18 protein-coding genes and 1 riboswitch are annotated in these 19,117 nt (G+C 75.1%); of the genes, 10 read left to right on the forward strand and 8 right to left on the reverse strand.

Going from position 1 to position 19,117, the window contains the following annotated elements:
- Positions 1–27 precede the first annotated feature (27 nt).
- A complete protein-coding gene (locus ACFU9A_RS02545) occupies positions 28–1,968 on the reverse strand; it encodes a glycoside hydrolase family 127 protein (RefSeq protein ID WP_430573687.1) in 1,941 nt (646 codons plus the stop codon).
- 291 nt (positions 1,969–2,259) lie between these two features.
- Here ACFU9A_RS02545 and ACFU9A_RS02550 point away from each other — a divergent pair, with 291 nt between their 5' ends.
- The 8 genes from ACFU9A_RS02550 (at position 2,260) to ACFU9A_RS02585 (ending at position 10,257) form a co-directional block, all read left to right on the forward strand.
- Entirely contained in the window at positions 2,260–2,937 is a 678-nt protein-coding gene (locus tag ACFU9A_RS02550) for a GntR family transcriptional regulator (RefSeq protein ID WP_430573688.1), read from the forward strand.
- Between the two features lie 81 nt (positions 2,938–3,018).
- Positions 3,019–4,212, forward strand: coding sequence for an NAD(P)/FAD-dependent oxidoreductase (locus tag ACFU9A_RS02555; protein ID WP_430573689.1), 1,194 nt, complete (start codon positions 3,019–3,021; stop codon positions 4,210–4,212).
- Positions 4,209–4,505, forward strand: coding sequence for a (2Fe-2S)-binding protein (locus ACFU9A_RS02560; protein WP_430573690.1), 297 nt, complete (start codon positions 4,209–4,211; stop codon positions 4,503–4,505). Before ACFU9A_RS02555 ends, ACFU9A_RS02560 begins: the two co-directional genes overlap by 4 nt.
- Positions 4,502–5,974, forward strand: a complete 1,473-nt coding sequence (locus ACFU9A_RS02565) for an NAD(P)/FAD-dependent oxidoreductase (RefSeq protein WP_430573691.1) — start codon at positions 4,502–4,504, stop codon at positions 5,972–5,974. The genes ACFU9A_RS02560 and ACFU9A_RS02565 overlap by 4 nt, the downstream gene beginning before the upstream one ends.
- 80 nt (positions 5,975–6,054) lie before the next feature.
- A complete protein-coding gene (locus ACFU9A_RS02570; protein WP_430573692.1) occupies positions 6,055–6,972 on the forward strand; it encodes a dihydrodipicolinate synthase family protein in 918 nt (305 codons plus the stop codon).
- Positions 6,973–7,026: 54 nt separating this feature from the next.
- Positions 7,027–8,028, forward strand: a complete 1,002-nt coding sequence (locus ACFU9A_RS02575) for a proline racemase family protein (RefSeq protein WP_430573693.1) — start codon at positions 7,027–7,029, stop codon at positions 8,026–8,028.
- Between the two features lie 8 nt (positions 8,029–8,036).
- Positions 8,037–9,554 carry an aldehyde dehydrogenase family protein gene (locus tag ACFU9A_RS02580; RefSeq protein WP_430573694.1) on the forward strand — a complete coding sequence of 506 codons (1,518 nt, stop codon included), beginning with the start codon at positions 8,037–8,039 and terminating at the stop codon, positions 9,552–9,554.
- A 46-nt stretch (positions 9,555–9,600) separates the two neighbouring features.
- Positions 9,601–10,257, forward strand: coding sequence for a GPP34 family phosphoprotein (locus ACFU9A_RS02585; RefSeq protein WP_430573695.1), 657 nt, complete (start codon positions 9,601–9,603; stop codon positions 10,255–10,257).
- A 3-nt stretch (positions 10,258–10,260) separates the two neighbouring features.
- Here the strand turns inward: ACFU9A_RS02585 and ACFU9A_RS02590 are convergent, their stop codons facing one another.
- On the reverse strand, positions 10,261–10,605 hold the full coding sequence (locus ACFU9A_RS02590) for an ArsR/SmtB family transcription factor (protein WP_430573696.1): 345 nt from the start codon (positions 10,603–10,605) through the stop codon (positions 10,261–10,263).
- A 16-nt stretch (positions 10,606–10,621) separates the two neighbouring features.
- Here ACFU9A_RS02590 and ACFU9A_RS02595 point away from each other — a divergent pair, with 16 nt between their 5' ends.
- The gene (locus ACFU9A_RS02595) at positions 10,622–11,098 is read left to right on the forward strand and encodes an SRPBCC domain-containing protein (protein ID WP_430573697.1); all 477 of its coding nucleotides are present in this window, start codon (positions 10,622–10,624) and stop codon (positions 11,096–11,098) included.
- Between the two features lie 100 nt (positions 11,099–11,198).
- Entirely contained in the window at positions 11,199–11,456 is a 258-nt protein-coding gene (locus ACFU9A_RS02600) for a hypothetical protein (RefSeq protein WP_430573698.1), read from the forward strand.
- A 70-nt stretch (positions 11,457–11,526) separates the two neighbouring features.
- Here ACFU9A_RS02600 and ACFU9A_RS02605 read toward each other — a convergent pair whose 3' ends face one another.
- From ACFU9A_RS02605 to ACFU9A_RS02630, 6 genes are all read right to left on the reverse strand, one after another.
- On the reverse strand, positions 11,527–12,030 hold the full coding sequence (locus ACFU9A_RS02605; protein ID WP_430573699.1) for an FBP domain-containing protein: 504 nt from the start codon (positions 12,028–12,030) through the stop codon (positions 11,527–11,529).
- 388 nt (positions 12,031–12,418) lie between these two features.
- Positions 12,419–14,797, reverse strand: a complete 2,379-nt coding sequence (gene metE / locus ACFU9A_RS02610) for a 5-methyltetrahydropteroyltriglutamate--homocysteine S-methyltransferase (protein ID WP_430573700.1) — start codon at positions 14,795–14,797, stop codon at positions 12,419–12,421.
- A gap of 114 nt (positions 14,798–14,911) precedes the next feature.
- Complete coding sequence (locus ACFU9A_RS02615; protein ID WP_430573701.1) at positions 14,912–15,934, reverse strand: methylenetetrahydrofolate reductase; 1,023 nt, start codon at positions 15,932–15,934, stop codon at positions 14,912–14,914.
- A gap of 5 nt (positions 15,935–15,939) precedes the next feature.
- Positions 15,940–16,046: riboswitch (SAM riboswitch) on the reverse strand.
- Positions 16,047–16,126: 80 nt separating this feature from the next.
- Complete coding sequence (locus ACFU9A_RS02620) at positions 16,127–17,026, reverse strand: NADP-dependent oxidoreductase (RefSeq protein ID WP_430573702.1); 900 nt, start codon at positions 17,024–17,026, stop codon at positions 16,127–16,129.
- Positions 17,027–17,053: 27 nt separating this feature from the next.
- Positions 17,054–17,416 (reverse strand): hypothetical protein, encoded by a 363-nt coding sequence (locus ACFU9A_RS02625; RefSeq protein ID WP_430573703.1) that lies wholly within the window; start codon positions 17,414–17,416, stop codon positions 17,054–17,056.
- Between the two features lie 5 nt (positions 17,417–17,421).
- Positions 17,422–19,113 carry a polymorphic toxin-type HINT domain-containing protein gene (locus tag ACFU9A_RS02630; RefSeq protein WP_430573704.1) on the reverse strand — a complete coding sequence of 564 codons (1,692 nt, stop codon included), beginning with the start codon at positions 19,111–19,113 and terminating at the stop codon, positions 17,422–17,424.
- Between the last annotated feature and the right edge of the window lie 4 nt (positions 19,114–19,117).

The raw sequence follows: 19,117 nt of genomic DNA on the forward strand, positions 1-19,117 counted from the left end.
GGTCGGTCGGGTGAGCGGTGGTGCGGGTCAGGACAGGCGGAGGAAGACGCGCATGGCGCCCGCCTCGCGGTTGCCCCAGAGCGCGTAGGGCACGAGGGCCACGTGCGCGCGGTCGGTGGCGGGCGCCGCGGGGGCGCCCAGCGGGGGGTACGGGTCGTCGCCCGCGGGGGGCGCGACGGCGAGCGCGCCGCGCAGCACGTGCCACGGGTGGTCGTCGTCGGCGACGAGCCCGGGCACGTCCTCGGCGGCGAGGAGCAGGTCGTCCACCGGGGCGGGGGAGTCCTGCTGCTCGACGCAGTACACGAGCGGCCCGCGCAGGACGGCGGCCGTGCCGCGCGCGGCGTCCAGGTGCGGGTGCGCGGTGACGGCCCGCACCGGCATCGGCAGGTCCAGGGTGACGGTCTGTCCCGACCGCCAGGCGCGCGTCAGCCGCAGCCACCCTTCGGTGGGCCGCTCCGGGACCGCGACGCCGTCCACCGCGGCGGCGGCGCCGTCGGCCCAGGCCGGCACGCGCAGCACCAGGGTGGCGGGGTCGTCGGTCGCGCGGCGCACGTGCACGGCCACGCGGCCGTGCCACGGGAGGTCCGTCTCGACGTCCACGTCGATCGCCGGCGAGCTCACCGCGACGCTCGCGTACAGCGCGAGGGTGAGGGAGTCGTCGTCGGCGACGGCGAGGTGGTCCTGCAGCTCGGACATCCACCGCACCACGTTGGGCGGGCAGCACGGGCAGCCGAACCAGGCCCGGCGCAGCAGCTCGCCGTCCTTCTCGGCGCCGCTGCGCTGCTCGTGGTCGGGGCGGCGCTGCAGCGGGTTGTCGTAGAAGAAGGCCGCGCCGTCCTCCGACAGACCGACGGCGAACGCGTTGTGCAGCACGCGCTCGAGGTGGTCGAGGACGTCGGCCCGCCCGGTCGCGAGGAAGAGCCGCCACCCCCACTGCAGGGTGCCGATGGCGGCGCAGGTCTCGGCGTAGGCGCGCTCGCCGGGCAGCTCGAAGCGGTCGCCGAACGCCTCGTCCGAGTGCCGGGACCCGATGCCGCCCGTGAGGTAGGACTTGCGGGCCACCATGTCGTCCCAGAGGCGCTCCAGGTGCGCGACCAGGGCGGCGTCGCCGGTCTCGAGCGCGACGTCGGTGGCGCCCGCGGCGAGGTAGACCATGCGCACGGCGTGCCCGGTGACGGAGCCCAGCTCCCGCAGCGGGACGGCGTCCTGGAAGTAGTCGGCGGCGAAGATCGTGTGCTCCAGCGTCCCGGCGCCACGGCGCTCGACGAACAGCCGGGCCTGCTCGAGGTAGCGCCGGTCGCCGGTCTCGCGGGCGAGCTCGACCAGGGCCATCTCCACCTCCGGGTGGCCGCAGTACGCGGGCTCGCCCTCGGGTCCGTAGCGCTCGACCACCAGGTCCGCGAACCGGGCCGCGACGTCGAGGAGGCGGCGGTCGCCAAGCTGGCGGGACGCGGCGACCGCGGCCTGGGCGAGGTGCCCCAGGTTGTACATCTCGTGCCCCCAGGACAGGTCCTGCCACGGCTCCTTGGGGCTCTGGGGCGACTGGTAGAAGGTGCCGAGGTAGCCGTCGGGCCGCTGGGCCCGCTCGATCAGCGCCACCGACTCCTCGTAGAAGTCGCGGGCGACGGCCTGCGCGTCGGCCTCGCCCGCGTCCTCGGGCTCCCGGGCGAGCTCGTAGGCCAGGCCCTCGAGCGTCTTGTACACGTCGGTGTCGAGGAACGGGTAGCGGCCCCGGTAGTCGCCGACCGCGGGGTCGGCGAGCCGGCGGAAGTTGTCGAGGTTGCCCGCGCCGCGGACCTCCCGCACGACGTGCGGGACGGTGACCGTCCGGTTGCGGCGCTGCCAGTCGTGCAGCAGGCCGCCCGTGAGCCGCACCCGGTCGGCGCCCAGGGGCGAGCCGGGACGGCCGCTCGCCGTGACGGCGGCGGCCCGGGTGGGGACGGGGGTCGGGTGCGGGGCGATGGCCACGAGGCCTCCTCAGTGATATATCACATTGCACAGGTGCTGACGGGTCGCCCAGGGCTCACCGTCAGGACGCCGTCGTCCGGTCCGTTCCGGCGACTACGGCGTCGCGTCGTCCAGGTCTCTGTCGGGGCGGGAAACGTGGTGTTCTCCCGGGTGGGGAGAGGGTCCGGGTCGCGGTCTCCCCCGCCATCGACGGGCGGGCCGCCTTGACCTCTGCGCCGATGTGGGCGGTAACATATCACGCGCTACTGTGATGTCTACCACCCCCGCGAAGCCCGTCCCGAGGAAGTGTCCATGTCGGAAGCCGTGTCGTCGTTCCGCCGTATCGAGGCGCCGGTGAGCCTGCGCGAGAGCGTCTCGCGCGCCCTCACCGCGGCCATCGTGTCGGGCGACCTCGCCCCCGGCACGCTCGTGTCCGTGCCCTCGCTCACCGCGCGGTTCGCGGTGTCGGCCACCCCGGTGCGGGAGGCGATGCTCGACCTCGAGAAGCGCGGCTTCGTGACCGCGGTGCGCAACAAGGGCTTCCGGGTCACGGAGGTGTCGCCCGAGATGCTGGGCCACATCGCCGCCGTCCGGCAGCTCCTCGAGCCGCCGGCGATGGAGCTCCTCGCGGGCCGGTTCCCGCAGGCGGCGCTGCCCGCGCTGCGGGAGCAGGCCGACGCGATCGTGACCGGCGCGCGCTCGGGGGACCTGGTGACCTACCTCGAGGCCGACCGGGACTTCCACCTGCGCCTCACGACCCTGGCGGGCAACCCGCTCCTCGTGGACGTCGTCGCCGACCTGCGGAGCCGGGCGCGGCTGCTCGGTCTCTCGCAGATGGTCGCGACCGACCGCCTGGAGCAGTCCGCGGCGGAGCACCACGAGCTGCTGGACCTGCTCGCGTCCGGCGAGGCGGCCGGCGCGCGGGACCTCATGCACCGGCACATCGGTCACACCACGGGCTGGTGGGCGGGGCGCCCCGAGGAGGAGTGACGCGCCCGGGTCGGCCCCCGGGCCGACTCGTACCCGTCGCTGGTATGTGACATATTACTGATCCGTCGTGAGGGGAGCCGCATGTCCGACGTCGTGGTCGTGGGAGCGGGGATCGTGGGTGCCGCGTGCGCCCGGGCCCTCGCGCGCCGCGGGGTCACGGTGACCGTGCTCGACCGGCGCGGCGCGGCGTCCGGCACCACCGCGCACGGGGAGGGGAACCTGCTCGTCTCCGACAAGGAGCCCGGCCCCGAGCTGGTGCTCGCTCAGCACGCCGCGCGCCGCTGGCCGTCGCTCGTCACGGAGCTGTCCGACGAGCTCGGCCCCCGGTTCCCCGACATCGAGTACGACGCGAAGGGCGGGCTCGTCGCCGCGACCACGGCGGGCGGAGCGCAGCCGCTGCGCGACTTCGCCGCCCGGCAGCGTGGCGCGGGCGTCGACGCGCGCGAGGTCGACGTCGCGCAGGCGCTCGAGCTCGAGCCCGCGCTCAACCCGGGCCTGACCGCCGCCGTCTGGTACCCCGAGGACGCTCAGGTGCAGCCCGTCGCCGCCGCGGAGGCGCTGCTCGCCTCCGCCCGCCGCGCCGGGGCGCGCGTGCGCACGGGGGTCGAGGTCCTCGGCGCGCTGCGCGCGGGCGACCGGATCGTCGGGGTGCGCACGTCCGACGGCGACCTGCCCGCCGGGGCCGTCGTGCTCGCCGCGGGCCCCTGGTCCGGCGTCGTCGCCGCGCGGCTCGGCGTGGCGCTGCCGGTGCGGCCCCGGCGCGGGATGGTGCTGGTGACCACCCGGATGCCGCACGTGGTGCGGCACAAGGTCTACGACGGCGACTACGTCGGCGCGACCCAGTCCGGCGACGCCGCGCTGCAGACGTCCAGCGTCGTGGAGTCGACGGCCGCCGGCACCGTGCTCATCGGGTCGAGCCGTGAGCAGGTCGGCTTCGACGAGCGGCTGCGCGCCGTCGTGCTGCGCGAGATGGCCGCGCGCGCGATCCGCCTGTTCCCGTTCCTCGCCGACGCGAGCGTCATGCGCACCTACCTCGGCTTCCGCCCCTACGTGCCCGACCACCTGCCGATCGTCGGCGCCGACCCCCGGTCGCCGGGGCTGTGGGTGGCGACGGGGCACGAGGGAGCCGGCATCGGCCTGGGGCCCGTGAGCGGCGAGCTGCTCGCCGACCTGTTCACCGGCGCGCCGCCCGCGGTCGACCCCGCGCCGTTCCGCGTCGACCGCCCGGCGGTGCTCGCCGGCCCGCCCGTCGAGCCCACCGAGGAGGCCTCATGACGCCGGAGTCGCCCGGTGCCCCGGACCCGCTGACCATCACCCTCGACGGCGAGCCCGTCGCGGGCACCGCGGGGCAGACCGTCGCCGGGATCCTGCTCGCCGCCCGCCGCAGGTCGTGGCGCACCACCAGCGTGGACGGCGCGCCGCGCGGCGTCTTCTGCGGCATCGGCGTGTGCTTCGACTGCCTCGTCACCGTCAACGGCGACCGCGACGTGCGGGCCTGCCTGCGCCGCGCCGCCGACGGCGACGTCGTCGAGTCGCAGCACGACCCGCTGCCGGGGGCGGCGTCGTGAGCCGCCGCACGGTGGTCGTCGTCGGGGCGGGCCCCGCCGGCCTGTCCGCCGCCCGCGCCGCGGCCCGCGCGGGCGCGGACGTGACCCTGCTGGACGCGTCCGACCAGGTCGGGGGCCAGTTCTGGCGCCACCGCGTGCTCCCCGGCGGCGGCACGGCACCCGACGAGCCGACGTTCCACCACGGCTGGGGCACGTTCACCTCCCTGCGCGACGTCGTCGCCTCGCACCCGCGGGTCACGCTGCTGACGTCGGCCCAGGTGTGGGCCCTGGAGCGGCTCGACGACGGTGTGCGGCTGCGCGTGCTGGTCGGCCCGGCCGACTCCCGCGACCGCGAGCACCTCACCCTGACCCCCGACGCGCTGGTCCTGGCCACCGGAGCGCACGACCGCACGCTGCCGTTCCCCGGCTGGCAGCTGCCCGGCGTCACCACGGCCGGGGCGGCCCAGGCCCTCGCCAAGGCCGAGCGCGTGGCCGTCGGCGAGCGGGTCGTCGTCGCCGGTGCGGGACCGTTCCTGCTGCCCGTCGCGACCTCCCTGCTGCGCACCGGCGCGCGCGTCCTGTCGGTCCACGAGGCCGCGACCCCGGCGTCGCTGGCGCGCGGCTGGGGCGCGCGCCCCGCCGGGCTGCTCGGCGCCGCGCACAAGCTGGGCGAGCTCGGCGGGTACGCCGGCGCGCTCGCCCGCCACCGGGTGGCGTACCGCCTCGGCGAGGCCGTCGTCGCCGCCCGCGGGGACGGCCGGGTCGAGGAGGTGACCGTCTCGCGCGTCGACGCCCGCTGGGCGCCCGTGCCCGGCACCGAGCGCACCGTCGCGGCCGACGCCGTGTGCGTCTCGCACGGATTCACGCCGCGGCTCGAGCTCGCCGTCGCTGCCGCGTGCGCGATCTCGCCCGACCGGTTCGTCGTCGTCGACGAGCGGCAGCGCACCAGCGCCGCCGGGGTCTGGGCCGCGGGCGAGGTCACCGGCATCGGCGGCGCCGAGGCCGCGCTCGCCGAGGGGTGGGTGGCCGGGCACCACGCGGCGTCCGGGGCCCCCGACGACGCCGCCCTCGTCCGGGCCGTGCGCCGGCGGGACCGCTCCGGCGACTTCGCCCGCAGGCTCGAGGCGGCGCACGGGATCCGGCGCGGCTGGACCGCGTGGCTGCGCGACGACACGCTCGTGTGCCGCTGCGAGGAGGTCGACGCCGGCACCCTGCGCGCCGCCGCCCGCGCCACCGACTCCACCGACCTGCGCTCCGTGCGGCTGACCAGCCGCGCGGGCCTCGGCCCGTGCCAGGCGCGGGTCTGCGGCCGCACCGTCGCCGAGCTGGTCGGGGCCACCGGGCCCGCGGCCGCGGGCTGCGGGGCGACGTCCGGGTTCCCGCCGGAGTCGCCGCCCGCCGTCCCCGACCGCCGGCCCCTCGTCGTCCCGGTGCGTCTGGGCGACCTCGCCACGCTGCCGGACGACCTGACCCGACCTGACCCGACCTGACCCGACCGCCCCGGCCCGCCGCCGGACACCGACCTTGCGCGTCCGAGCCCGTGACGCGCGAACCGAGAGGAAGACACCACATGAGCTCCCGCACCATGGACCTGGGCGGCGTCGTCGTCGCCACGACGCTCCCGTTCGTCGCCGACGCGGCCGCGCCCGCCGGCCTCGCCGTCGACCACGAGGGGTACGCCGCGCACGTCGACCACCTGATGAACGCCGGCTGCCGCGGCGTGGGGCCGAACGGGTCGCTGGGCGAGTACTCGTCGCTCACCGACGACGAGCGCCGGCAGGTCGTGAAGACCGCCGTCGAGGCCGTCGCCGGCCGCGGCATCGTCATCGCGGGCGTGCACGGCGTGGGCTGGCACCAGGCCCAGCACTGGGCCGAGCTCGCCGCCGAGGACGGTGCCGACGCCGTCCTGCTGCTGCCGCCCACGATCTACCGCGCGAACCGGCGCGAGATCGTCGAGCACTACACGCGTGTCAACGAGGTGGGCCTGCCGATCATGGTCTACAACAACCCGTTCGACACCAAGGTCGACCTCACGCCGGACCTCGTCGCCGAGCTCGCCGAGCTCGACAACGTCGTGGCGATCAAGGAGTTCTCGGGCGACGTGCGCCGCATCACCGAGCTGCGCGAGGTGGCCGACATCGACGTCGTCGCCGGCGCCGACGACCTCCTGCTCGAGTCGCTCGTCATGGGCGCCACGGGCTGGTTCGCCGGGTACCCGAACGCCATCCCGGAGGTCGCCGTCGAGCTCTACGAGCTGGTGCGGGCCGGGAAGGTCGTGGAGGCGCGCGCCCTGTACGAGAACGTCATCGCCATGTTCCGCTGGGACTCGCGGACCGAGTTCGTCCAGGCCATCAAGCTGTCCACGCAGATCGCGGGTCGCCCGTTCGGCACCGAGACGCGCCCGCCCCGCGGTCCGCTCTCCGCCGAGCAGGAGGCCGCCGTGCGTCGTGACACCGAGAAGGCGCTGGCGTACATCGCCAACCGCTGATCCTGTACAGACACCTCGAACCCGTCCCACCGAGCCCCACCGAGGAGGCCGACCATGCGATCGTCCCGGACCTTCACCGCCGTCGACTCGCACACCGAGGGGATGCCCACCCGGGTCGTCACCTCCGGGGTGGGCGTCATCCCCGGCGCCACGATGAACGACAAGCGCCTGTACTTCGTCGAGCACCTCGACGACGTGCGGAAGCTGCTCGTCAACGAGCCGCGGGGGCACGCCGCGATGAGCGGCGCCATCCTGCAGCCCTCGACGCGTGACGACTGCGACTGGGGCGTCGTCTACATCGAGGTGTCCGGCTGCCTGCCGATGTGCGGGCACGGCACGATCGGCGTCGCGACGGTGCTCGTGGAGACGGGCATGGTGACGGTCACCGAGCCGACGACCACCATCCGGCTGGACACGCCGGCCGGGGTGGTCGTCGCGCAGGTGGAGGTGCGCGACGGGCACGCCGAGTCCGTGACCATCGCGAACGTGCCCAGCTTCGTCGTGCGGCTCGACGACGAGATCGAGGTGCCCGGGCTCGGCACCGTGCCGTACTCGCTGGCGTTCGGCGGCAACTTCTACGCCCTCGTCGACCTCGACGAAGTGGGGCTGCCGTTCGACCGGTCCCGGCAGCAGGACATCCTCGCCGCCGGCCTGGCGATCATGGACGCCATCAACACGACGGCGCCCCCGTCGCACCCGACGATCGCCGGGGTGGACCACTGCCACCACGTGGAGTTCATCGCGCCGGGCTCCACCGCCCAGCACTCGCGGCACGCGATGGCGATCCACCCCGGCTGGTTCGACCGGTCGCCCTGCGGCACCGGGACGTCCGCCCGGCTGGCGGAGCTGTGGGCGCGCGGCGAGCTGGGGCTCGACCAGGACCTCGTCAACGAGTCCTTCATCGGCTCGCGGTTCGTGGGCCGGGTCGTCGGCGAGACCGAGGTCTCCGGCATCCCGGCCGTGCTGCCCACCGTCACCGGCCGCGCCTGGGTCACGGGCCTGGGCACCTACCTGCTCGACCCGAGCGACCCGTTCCCCACCGGCTTCCAGTTCTGAGGTTCCGCATGTCGATCCCCACCACGCCACAGGTCACCTCGCCCGTCCCCGCTGCCATGGCGCCGGCCGACGTCGAGGCGGTCGCGCGCGCCGCGCAGCAGGCCGCGCCCGCCCTCGCCGCGCTGCCGCCCCGCGCCCGGGCCGCCGCGCTCCGGGCCGTCGCCGACGCGCTCGGCTCGCACGCCGACGAGCTCGTGGGGCTCGCGGCGGCCGAGACGCACCTGGCCGACGCCCGCCTGCGCGGCGAGCTGAACCGCACCCAGGTCCAGCTCCGCCTCTTCGCGCGCACGATCGAGGCGGGCGACTACCTCGACGTGCGGCTCGACGCCGCCGACCCGGGCTTCGTGCTCGGGCCGCGGCCCGACCTGCGCCGCACGCTGTGGCCCGTCGGTCCGGTGCTCAACTTCGCGGCGAGCAACTTCCCCTTCGCGTTCTCCGTGGCGGGCGGCGACACGGTGGCGGCCCTGGCGGCCGGGTGCCCGGTCGTCGTCAAGGCGCACCCCGGCCACCCGGGCCTGTCCCGACGGGTCGCGGCCCTGGTGACCGAGGCGCTGACCGCCGCCGGGCTGCCCGCGGGCACGTTCGCCCTGGTCGAGGGCGACGACGCGGGCCGCGCGCTCCTGGCGCACCCCGCGGTCCGCGCGGCCGCGTTCACCGGGTCGACACGGGTGGGCCGCCTGCTCGCCGACGCCGCGGCCGCGCGGCCCGACCCCATCCCGTTCTACGGCGAGCTCGGGTCGCTCAACCCGGTGCTGGTGACCCCGGCGGCCCTCGCCGAGCGCGGGGAGGAGATCGCCCGCGGCTGGGTCGCGTCCGTGAGCGGCTCCGCCGGTCAGCTGTGCACCAAGCCGGGCTTCCTGCTGGTGCCCGAGGGGCACGGCCTGGAGGGCGTCGTCGCCGAGGCCGCCGCCGCGGTCGCCGAGCACCCGCTGCTCAACCCCCGCGTCGGGGCGGGGTACGTCGCCCGCCGGGACGCCGTGCTCGGCACCGACGGCGTGACGGTGCTGGCCGAGGGCGCCGTCGCGACCGACGACGACGGGACCGTGCGGGCCACGCCGACGCTCGTCGCCACCGACCTGGAGGCCCTGCGCGCGCACCGCGACCCCGTGCTCGAGGAGACGTTCGGACCGTTCGCCGTGCTCGTCACCTACCCCGCGGGCACGGACCTCGGCGCCGTCGTCGGGGAGCTGTTCGCCGGCGAGCTCACCGCCACCGTGCACCGCGGGTCGGGGGAGTCGGGCGAGCTCGCGGGGCTGCTGGGCACCCTGGGCCGGCACGCCGGGCGGGTGCTGGTGGACGGGTGGCCGACCGGCGTGGCCGTCACCCCCGCGATGCAGCACGGGGGTCCGTGGCCCGCCACCACCAGCGACGGGACGTCGGTCGGCACCGCCGCCATCGGCCGGTTCCTGCGCGGTGTCACCTACCAGGACGCCCCGCAGGACGCGCTCCCGGCGCCGTTGCAGGACGGTAACCCGTGGGGGGTCCCGCAGGCGCGGTCGGGTGTGGGAGAGTCGGCGCACTGGTGAGGCAGCGAGGCCGGGACCAGCCGCGACACACGGGAGGAACGACGACGTGCTCATCGCCGAGGAGCTGCTGGTGCTCGCCCACGACGACCGCCGCACGGGCCCGTCGCTGTTCGACGACGCGCCCTACCGGCTTGCCGGTGCGCTGCTCGTCGAGCTGGTGATCTCCGGCCGGGCCGCGGTGCTCGACGGGCCGGCCGAGGACGGGCGGGTCGTGGTCCTGGACCCGGCGCCGACCGGGCGGCCCGAGCTGGACCGCGCCCTCGGGCTCGCCGGCGGGCGCCGCGCGGTGGAGCTGGTCGACCTGCTGGCCCGCGACGTCGAGCGGCCCCTGCTCGACGGTCTCGTCGCGCAGGGGCTGCTCCGGCGCGAGGAGCGGTCGGCCTGGGGCGTCCTGCGCAGCACGCGCTGGCGCACCGCGGACGGGCCGGCCCTCTCGGCGCTGCGCCGCCGCGTGCACGGTGTGCTGCTCGACGGCGGCGAGCCCGACGACCGCACCGCCGCGCTGCTCACCCTCGCGGACGGGTCCGGCTGGCTGCAGCCCCGGGTCCCGCGCGAGCGGCGGCGCGACGCCGAGGCGCGGATGGGCGAGGTCGCGGCGACGTGGTGGCGCGGCACCCCGGTCCGGGAGGCCGCCGGGGCGGTCGCCGCCGCCGTCCTCGGCGTCGTCGGCTCGGCCGCGCTGCTCGTGCCGGCCGGCACCTGACCGTCAGCGGTCGTCGTCGAGGCGGCCCAGCAGGTCGACGGCGGCGCGGGCGTAGTCGCCGATCCACCGGTCGTGGAGGCGCTTGATCGGCAGCGGCGCGAGGGCCAGGTGCCGCTCCCGCCCGACCTTGCGGCCGGTGACGAGCTCCGCGCGCTCCAGCACGCGCAGGTGCTGCAGCACGGTGGTGCGGTCCAGCTCGGGGAACAGCCCGCACAGCTCGCCGGTGGTGCGCGGGGAGGTCTTGAGCGCGTCGAGCATCCGCCGGCGCACCGGCGCCGCCAGGGCCTTGAACACCCGGTCGTCGTCGGCCGCGTCGTCGTCCGCCGCCCTGGTCGCGTCCCCACTCATGTGATAAAAATACAACATGAACGAGCAGCAGGCACTCACCGAGCTGACCTTCACGGTCTCGGGCCGCGTCTCGCGCCCGAGCCGCGACGTCTACGAGGCCATCGCGGACCCCGCACAGCTGTCCCGCTACTTCACGACCGGCGGCGCCCGTGGGCGCCTCGAGCCCGGGGCCGACGTGTCCTGGGACTTCGCCGACTTCCCCGGCCGCTTCCCCGTCACCGTCGTCGAGGCGGACCCGCCGCGGCGCATCGTCATCCGGTGGGAGGGCTCCGAGACGGCGGGCGGCTCCGCCACGACCACCACCACGTTCGAGCTCGAGCCCCTCGACGACGACACCCGCACCCTCGTCACCATCTCCGAGTCGGCGTGGTCCGCCACCCCTGGCGGCGCGAAGAACGCGTTCGGCAACTGCGAGGGCTGGACGGGCATGCTCGCCGCGCTCAAGGCCTGGGTCGAGCACGGCATCAACCTGCGCGACGGCTTCTACCGGTAGGGCTGCGCCGGTCGTCGTCCGCCGCTACGGTGAGCGCACGCCGCGCGACGTCGCACACCCGCCGGCCGTTCCTGCAGGTCGGTCGACGGATCGGGGACCCATGGACGCCACGCTCCTCGTCGGGGTCGCGACGGCGGTGCTCACGTATGTCGCGCTGCGCGCCGGGCGCGCGTGGCGGGCGGTGGCGGCGATCCTCGTGCTCGCCGCCTGCGTCGACGGGCTGGCGGGCGACGACGGCGACCCGCCGTGGCTCGTCCCGTTCATCGTGGGTGCGGGCGTCGCGTTCCTGGCGGACGCCCTCGTCTCGGGTGCTCGCGCCCTGCGGCAGGCGGACGCGGACCGCCGAACAGGCACCTGACACCGTGATCGGGGGTGAATGCCCCGAGAACGGTGTCACGTGCCTGTTCGGCACCGGTCCGCGGCGCGCGTCAGGCGGTGCGGCGGACCTCGTCGAGGAAGCGGCGCACGCGGTCGCGGAGCGAGTCCACGCGCCGCTCGATGATGGCGGCCCGCACGCCCTCGTCGTCGGACCCGGCCTCGGCGAAGGTCGGGCGCCGTCGGGCGTTGCGGGAGCAGTGGAACTCGCTGCAGATCAGCGTGCCGATCGTGTCGCCGTTGCGGCCCGCGGCGCCGCCTCGCTTCGCGACGTAGAGCTGGACGTCGTTGGTCGCGACGACGTCCTCGCACCACGCGCACATCGCCGCGCGCCGCCGGCCGGTGCCGTCGTTGGAGCGCAGGAGGACGCCGACCGGGGTGTCGTCCACCCAGGTCACGACGTACGCGGCCAGGGGCTGCTTGCGGTCGCGCCAGCCCAGGTACTCGAGGCGGTCCCACCGGACCTCGGCGAGGTCGGGGGGCAGGAGGCGCTGCCGCTCGCTGCGGGTGGCGTTGACGAGGCTGTCGCGGAGCTGCTTCTCGGTCAGGGGGTTCATGAGGATCGGCTTTCGGGTGAGCGGGGGGGGGTGGGCACGACGACGTCCCGCACCGCCCGGCCTGCCGGACCGATCAGCCTGAAGAGGGTGCCTGATCGATCAGCGGGGGGCGGTACCGGGGCAGGCGGGACTGCCCGAGCAGGCCTGGTGGCCCACCCCGCTCCCTGCGACGCCCGGCATCGCTCTCTCCTCGCTCGTGAAGTCTTGGTCCGCTCGCGCTCGTCGGCGCGACCGGCCCGTCCATGGTGCCACGGTCCGTCGCCCGGGTCGACGAGAATTCCGTCACCCCGGTCCCGGCCCGACGCCGAACAGGCAGTTGACACCCTGATGGGGCCATGTCGAGCCCCATCACGGTGTCAACTGCCTGTTCGGCAGCCCGGGGAACGGGTCAGAGGGCGGCGCGGACCGCCCGGGCCGCCTCGACCAGGTGCGCCAGCGCCGGCTCGACCTCCGCGTACCCGCGGGTCTTGAGCCCGCAGTCCGGGTTCACCCACACGAGCGCGGGGTCGATCGACTTCACCGCGAGCTGCAGCAGCTCGGTGACCTCGCCGGCCGACGGCACGCGGGGGGAGTGGATGTCGTAGACGCCCGGCCCGATGCCGCGGGAGTACCCGGCGTCGGCGAGCTCCGGCACGATCTCCATGCGCGAGCGCGCCGCCTCGACGGAGGTGACGTCCGCGTCCAGGCCGTCGATGGCGCCGATGACCTCGCCGAACTCCGAGTAGCACAGGTGGGTGTGGACCTGCGTGGCCGCCTCGACGCCGGACGTCGCGAGCCGGAACGACCCGACCGACCAGTCGAGGTAGGCGGGCTGGTCGGCGCGCCGCAGCGGGAGCAGCTCGCGCAGGGCGGGCTCGTCCACCTGCACGATGCCGATGCCCGCGGCCTCCAGGTCCGCGATCTCGTCGCGCAGCGCGAGGCCCACCTGGTTCGCGGTGTCGCCGAGGGGCTGGTCGTCGCGCACGAACGACCACGCGAGGATCGTCACCGGGCCGGTGAGCATGCCCTTGACCGGCTTCTCGGTGAGCGAGGCCGTGTACGCGGACCACTCGACGGTGATCGGGGCCGGGCGCTGCACGTCGCCCCACAGGATCGGCGGGCGCACGCAGCGCGACCCGTACGACTGCACCCAGCCGTTCGCCGTCACCGCGAAGCCGTCGAGCTGCTCGGCGAAGTACTGCACCATGTCGTTGCGCTCGGGCTCGCCGTGCACCAGCACGTCGAGGCCCAGCTCCTCCTGCAGCGTCACGACGCGCCCGATCTCCGCGCGCATCGCGGCGGAGTAGTCGGCGTCGGCCAGCTCGCCCCTGGTCCACGCGGCGCGGGCCTTGCGGATCTCCGGGGTCTGCGGGAACGAGCCGATCGTGGTGGTCGGCAGCGCCGGCAGGTTCAGCCGCGCGGCCTGCGCGGCCGCGCGCTCGGCGTACGGGCCGCGCGCGAAGTCGGCGTCGGTGAGCGCCGCGGCACGGTCGCGCACCGCGGGCACGACGACGCCGGCCGCCACCGCGCGGGAGGCCACGGCCGCGGACGACGCGGCGAGCGCGTCCGCGACGGCGTCCCGGCCGTCGGCCAGCGCGCGGGCCAGGGTCGCGACCTCGCCCACCTTCTGGTCGGCGAACGCCAGCCAGTCGCGCAGGCGCGGGTCGAGCGTGGTGCCCGCGCCCTCGCCGAAGACCTCGTCCTCGACGTCGTGCGGCACGTGCAGCAGGGACGTCGACGTGCCGACCGCGAGGGCGCCCGCGCCGAGCGCGCGCAGCGGCTCCACGACGTCGAGCTTCGCGGTCAGGTCGGCCCGCCAGACGTTGTGGCCGTCGATCACGCCCGCGACGAGGGTCTTGCTCTCGAGCCCCGGCACCGGCGTGGTCGGCGTCGCGCCCTTGACCAGGTCGATCGCGATCGCGTCGACGTCGGTCGCGGCGAGGAGCGCGAGGGCGTCGTCGTGCAGGCCACCGAACGGCGCCGTCACGAGGATCGCCGGCCGCTCGCCGTCGGCGTCGTCGGTGCCCGTCGCGAGGTCGGTCGCCAGGGCGCGGTACGCGGAGGCGATCGCCGCGTGCAGGCGCTCGGCGGGCACGTCGAGGGAGTCGGTGACCAGCGCGGGCTCGTCGAGCTGCACCCACGGCACGCCGACGGCGGCGAGCGCGCGCAGCAGCTCGGCGTACGCGGCGACGACGTCGTCGAGCCGGTCGAGCGGGTGGAAGCCCTCGCCCGCCTCGTCGGCCGCCTTCGACAGCGCGAGGAACGTCACCGGGCCCACCAGCACCGGGCGGGTGGTGACGCCGGCCTCCTTCGCCTCGGCGTACTCGCGGACGACGCGGTGGTCGGCGAACGAGACCGGCGTCGTCTCGCTGATCTCGGGGACCAGGTAGTGGTAGTTGGTGTCGAACCACTTGGTCATCTCGAGCGGGGCGTCCTCGCCGCGCCCGCGGGCCACGGTGAAGTAGCCGTCGAGCTCGAGGGAGCCGTCCTCGTCGTCGAGCAGGTCGCGGAAGCGCTCCGGGACGGCGCCCAGCAGCGCGACGACGTCGAGCACCTGGTCGTAGTAGGAGAACGTGGCCGGGACGGAGCCGTCGTCGGGGTTCAGCCCGAGGTCGACGAGGCGGCGCACGGTCTCGCGGCGCAGCGCGCCGGCGGTGACCTCCAGGTCGACGGCGTCGGTGCGCCCGGCCCAGAACGACTCGACGGCCTTCTTGAGCTCGCGGCGGCGCCCGATGCGCGGGTAGCCGAGGATCGTGCCGCCGGGGAAGGCGGCGGGGGTGGTGGACATGAGCACTCCTCACGGTTCGCTCCGATGGGTCCGACGTCGCCGACCAGGCGGTTGCTCCCGGTACGGCACCCCGCGGGGTGCGAGAACGGTGGCAACCGCCTGTTCGGCGGGTGGTCAGACGGCGGAAGCCTGGGTCGGGATGCTCGGTACCCACGGCCTTCTGGCCAGGTCCGCGCCGTCCGACGGGGCGTCGGAGAGCGCCGGTCCGCCGAGGTGCACACCCTCGAGCAGGTCCAGAGCGGGACGGTACTTGTTGAACGTGTACACGTGGAGGCCGGGGGCGCCCGCGTCGAGCACGCGCTGGGCGAGCTCCACGGCGCGCGCCGTCCCGTAGGCGTGCTGCGCCTCCGGGTCCGGCAGGGCGTCGAGCGCGTCCAGCAGGTGCCGGGGCGCGCGGACGCCGGTGAGCTCCTCGACGCGACGGAGCCGGCGCGGCTCGGTCGTGGGCAGCTGCCCCGCGAGGATCGGGATCGTCACGCCGGCCGCGCGGGCCTCGGCGACGAAGTCGGTGTAGGAGTCGGCCTCGTAGAACAGCTGCGTGATGGCGAAGCTCGCCCCCGCGTCCTGCTTCTCCTTGAGGCGCCCGACCTCCTGGGCCCGGGTGGTGCCGGCCTGCACGTTGCCGTCGACGAACGTCGCGACGGCGATCGTCATCGGCCGGGCCGCGCCGCGCAGGGCGGCGCCGGGGTCGCTGGCGCACCGCCGCGCCTCGACCTCGCGCAGCAGGTGCACCAGCTCGATCGAGGACGCGACGCCGTCGGCGGGCGGGCGCCAGTCCGGCTGGTCCTTGGGCGGGTCGCCGCGCAGGGCGAGGAAGGCGCGGGTGCCGGCGTCGAGGAAGTCGTCGATGACGGCGGAGACGTCCTCGCGGTGGGCGCCGACGCACGTCAGGTGCGCCACGGGCAGGACGGGCGTGCCTTCGAGCAGCGTCGCGACGACCTGCCGTGCCGTCGCCCGGTCACCGCCGCCCGCGCCGTACGTCACGGACACGAAGTCCGGGCGCGCGGCCACGAGCCGGCGCGCGGTCTCCCAGAACTTGGGGGCGGCGTCCGGCCGGCGCGGCGGCATGAGCTCGAACGAGACCGTCGGGCGTGCCGGCAGCGCCGGGGTGGGCGGAAGGGATGCCTCTGCGACCATGCGTCACTCCATCGATCCTGGCGTGAGCACCTTCGTCCTCGGGAGGCTTCCGTCGGAGAACGGGTTGCTGCGGCGTCGTCGAGCCAGGACTCTCGGCCGCTCTGGATGGCTGGACCTCGATCGTACGCAGCATCCGCGATGCGGTCGAGGATGAGACCGCTGGGTGAGACGAAGGCCGGACGACGCGCCTGGTCAGGGGGTCAGTACGACCTTGCCGCCCGGGTGCCCGGACTCGACGAGCGCGTGCGCACGGGCCGCGTCGGCCAGCGGCAGCACGGCGCCGACGGTGGTGGTGAGGTCGCCGCGGGCGAGGGCGTCGACGACCTCGGCGAGCTCCCCTGCGTCGCGCTCCGAGCGGTAGCTGGCCGTCACGCCGAGGTCGGCCGCGGCGTCGTCGGCGATGGTGACGATCCGGGAGGTGCCACCGCGCAGCGCGATCGAGTCGGGCAGCACGCCCGCGCCCGTGGTGTCGAGGACGGCGTCCACGCCGTCGGGCGCGAGCGCGCGGACGCGCTCGACCAGGCCGGCGCCGTAGGTGGTCGGCGTCGCCCCGAGGGCGGCGACGCGGTCCTGGTTCCGCGCCGACGCCGTCCCGATCACGCGGGCGCCGCGGCGCACCGCGAGCTGGGTGGCCAGCGCGCCCACCGACCCCGACGCCCCGTGCACCAGCAGCGTCTCGCCCGCGCGCACGTCGAGGAGGCGCAGCACGCGGGTCGCGGCCTCCGCCGCGACCGGGAGCGTGACGGCGTCGGTCGCCGCCAGCCCGTCGGGGACGTGCGCGAAGACCTTCGTGAGGGCGAGCTCCGCGTACCCGCCGCCGACGGCGAACCCGACCACCCGGTCGCCCGGCGCGACGCCCGTCACCCCGTCGCCGAGCGCGTCCACCACGCCCGCCACCTCGAGGCCGGGCACGACCGGGGAGGTCGGCGCCGGGGCACCGGTCGTCCCGGCGCGGGACTTCACGTCCCAGCCGTTGACCGCCGCCGCCTCCACGCGGACGCGGACCTGCCCCGGCCCGGGCAGCGGCGCGGGCACGTCTGCCGGGTGCAGCACCTGCGGGCCGCCGAAGCTCTCGAACACCATCGCGCGCACGTCGTCCTCCTTCGTCGACCACCGCCCTCAGGAGGTCGAGGTCGTCCCCCACCCCGAGGCCGCGCGGTAGGCCGCGAACCCGGCGTCGGTGGTCCTGAACCGCACCACGGGTGCGCCGTCCTCGTCGTCGGGATCGGGGCCCTGCCAGCTTCGGGGGTCGGCGAGCGCCTCGGGCACGTCGTCCGCCGTGAGCCGTCGGGAGGTGTCGAAGTCGCTCGACCACGGACCGACGGCCAGCTCGATCAGCCCCGAGCGGAGGAGGTCGACCAGCAGCCCGACGCGGCGGTCCCACGCCGTCCGTCCGGGCGCTGCGTCGTCGCCGTCTTCCCAGGACACTTCCCAGAGCCCTGAGACGTCTTCGTATCCGAGCCACAGGAGGTCGGCGGTCACCGTGTTCATGGCAGCGTCGGGTTGCCTTTCAGGGGTACGCGGGTAGGTGCGCCACGTCCGTCGCTCACGCGGAGATATGGCCCGGTGTGAAGCGGATCCGGGTGACCCGGCCATCCGCTCTCGTAGATGATCTGCTGCCCGGTGTTCTTGATCGGCGGCTCGTGCTTGACCGCGGTTCCTCCCGGCGGGACCTTCTTGGGTGTCGAGGCTACCCAGTCGTCCGGGATCATCTGCTTGACGTCGTCGTACGACTTCCCGGTGGCGCCCTTGACGTTGGTGATGACGTCGTTCGCGGCCTTCTTGGCGGCCTCGCGGGCGACCTTGTCGTGCCCGCCCGCGTTGTGGACGAGGACGGGCAGGTCGCCGGCCAGGACGTAGTAGTTGTGGTGGGTCTCGACGTGGATGTTGTAGACCGTGACCGCGTCGCCCGGGTCGCGGTGCTCGATGTCGATCCGGTCGAGGGTGACCGTGCCGTCAGGCGTCACCAGGATGTCGCCGGGCTGCAGGTCGCGGGCGAAGATCCAGCCCATGTTCCGCACCATGAACGGGTGCTCGTCCGTGGTCGTCACGACCTGCCCGGCGATGGTCAGGTGGAACAGCGTCGTCGTGGTGCGGACGAACGTCTCGATCACGAGCTGCAGCTCGTCGGCCCCGGTCTGAAGGTTGTGGGCGTAGACCTTGTCCCCGGCCCGGATGTCCTCGATCGCGGTCACGTCGCCTGGCCCGTCGCCGGTGCGGACCAGGGTCCCGGCGGTGAAGCAGGTCCCGAACCCGACCTTGCACCACGCCTTCTTCGCCCCCAACTTCAGCCCGGACTTCATGCCCTGCTTGAACGCGGCCTTCGACAAGCCCGTGGCGGCCTTCGCCGCACCACCCAGCCCGATCACGCTCAACGCGGCGCCCGCGATCGCGATGCCCGCCTCCGCCCACGAGCGTTCCCCCGTCGCCGCCAACGTGATGTTCGCCAACGCGGACACGATCGCCGCGACCGCGGCGACCACGATCAACACCCCCGCCAGCGCCGTCCCGACCACGGGGATGAACGCGACCACGATCGCGAGCAACCCGGCGATCGTGGAGATCATGTCCGCGATGTCCGCGATCGCGGCCACGACCTTCGAGCCCCAGTCGTCCCACCACGAGTCGTTCAGGTCATCACCGGAGGTGATGTCCTCGATCCGGGACACCGCATCGCTGGCGGCCCGGTCCCGGTCGGCGACCGACCCCTCGATGTCCGAGCGGGCCGCCGCGGCCTGACCGTTCGCGTCGTCCGCGTTCCCGCCCGCGGCATCCGCCTGCTGCTGATACTCCCGCTTGGTCTCCACGTCCGTGGTCTGGTCCGCGAGGTCCTGATACCGGTCCCGCGACCCTGCCGCGGAGTCCGCCGCATCCCGCGCCGACCTGGCCTTCTCCAACGCCGCCAGGGTCTCGGCCTGCACCCGGTCCAACGTCCGCGCGTAGTCCACCAACGCCTCACCCGTCGCCTGATACCGCGAGTGCGCGCGCCGGATCTCCGAGACCGTGTCTTCCTTCGTCTCCATCAACGCGTCCACGGCCTGGGAGACCGTCCCCGCCACGTCCAGGCGGGACATCGCGCCCGCGGCGTCGTCGATCGAGCCCGCGACCTCCAGATAGTCCTGACCACCCGCCAGCACCAGCACCGGATCCCCCGGCGTCGGGTCCGAGTCCAGACCCACCGGC

The sequence above is a fragment of the Isoptericola sp. NPDC057653 genome, assembly GCF_042799955.1.
Lineage (GTDB): Bacteria > Actinomycetota > Actinomycetes > Actinomycetales > Cellulomonadaceae > Isoptericola.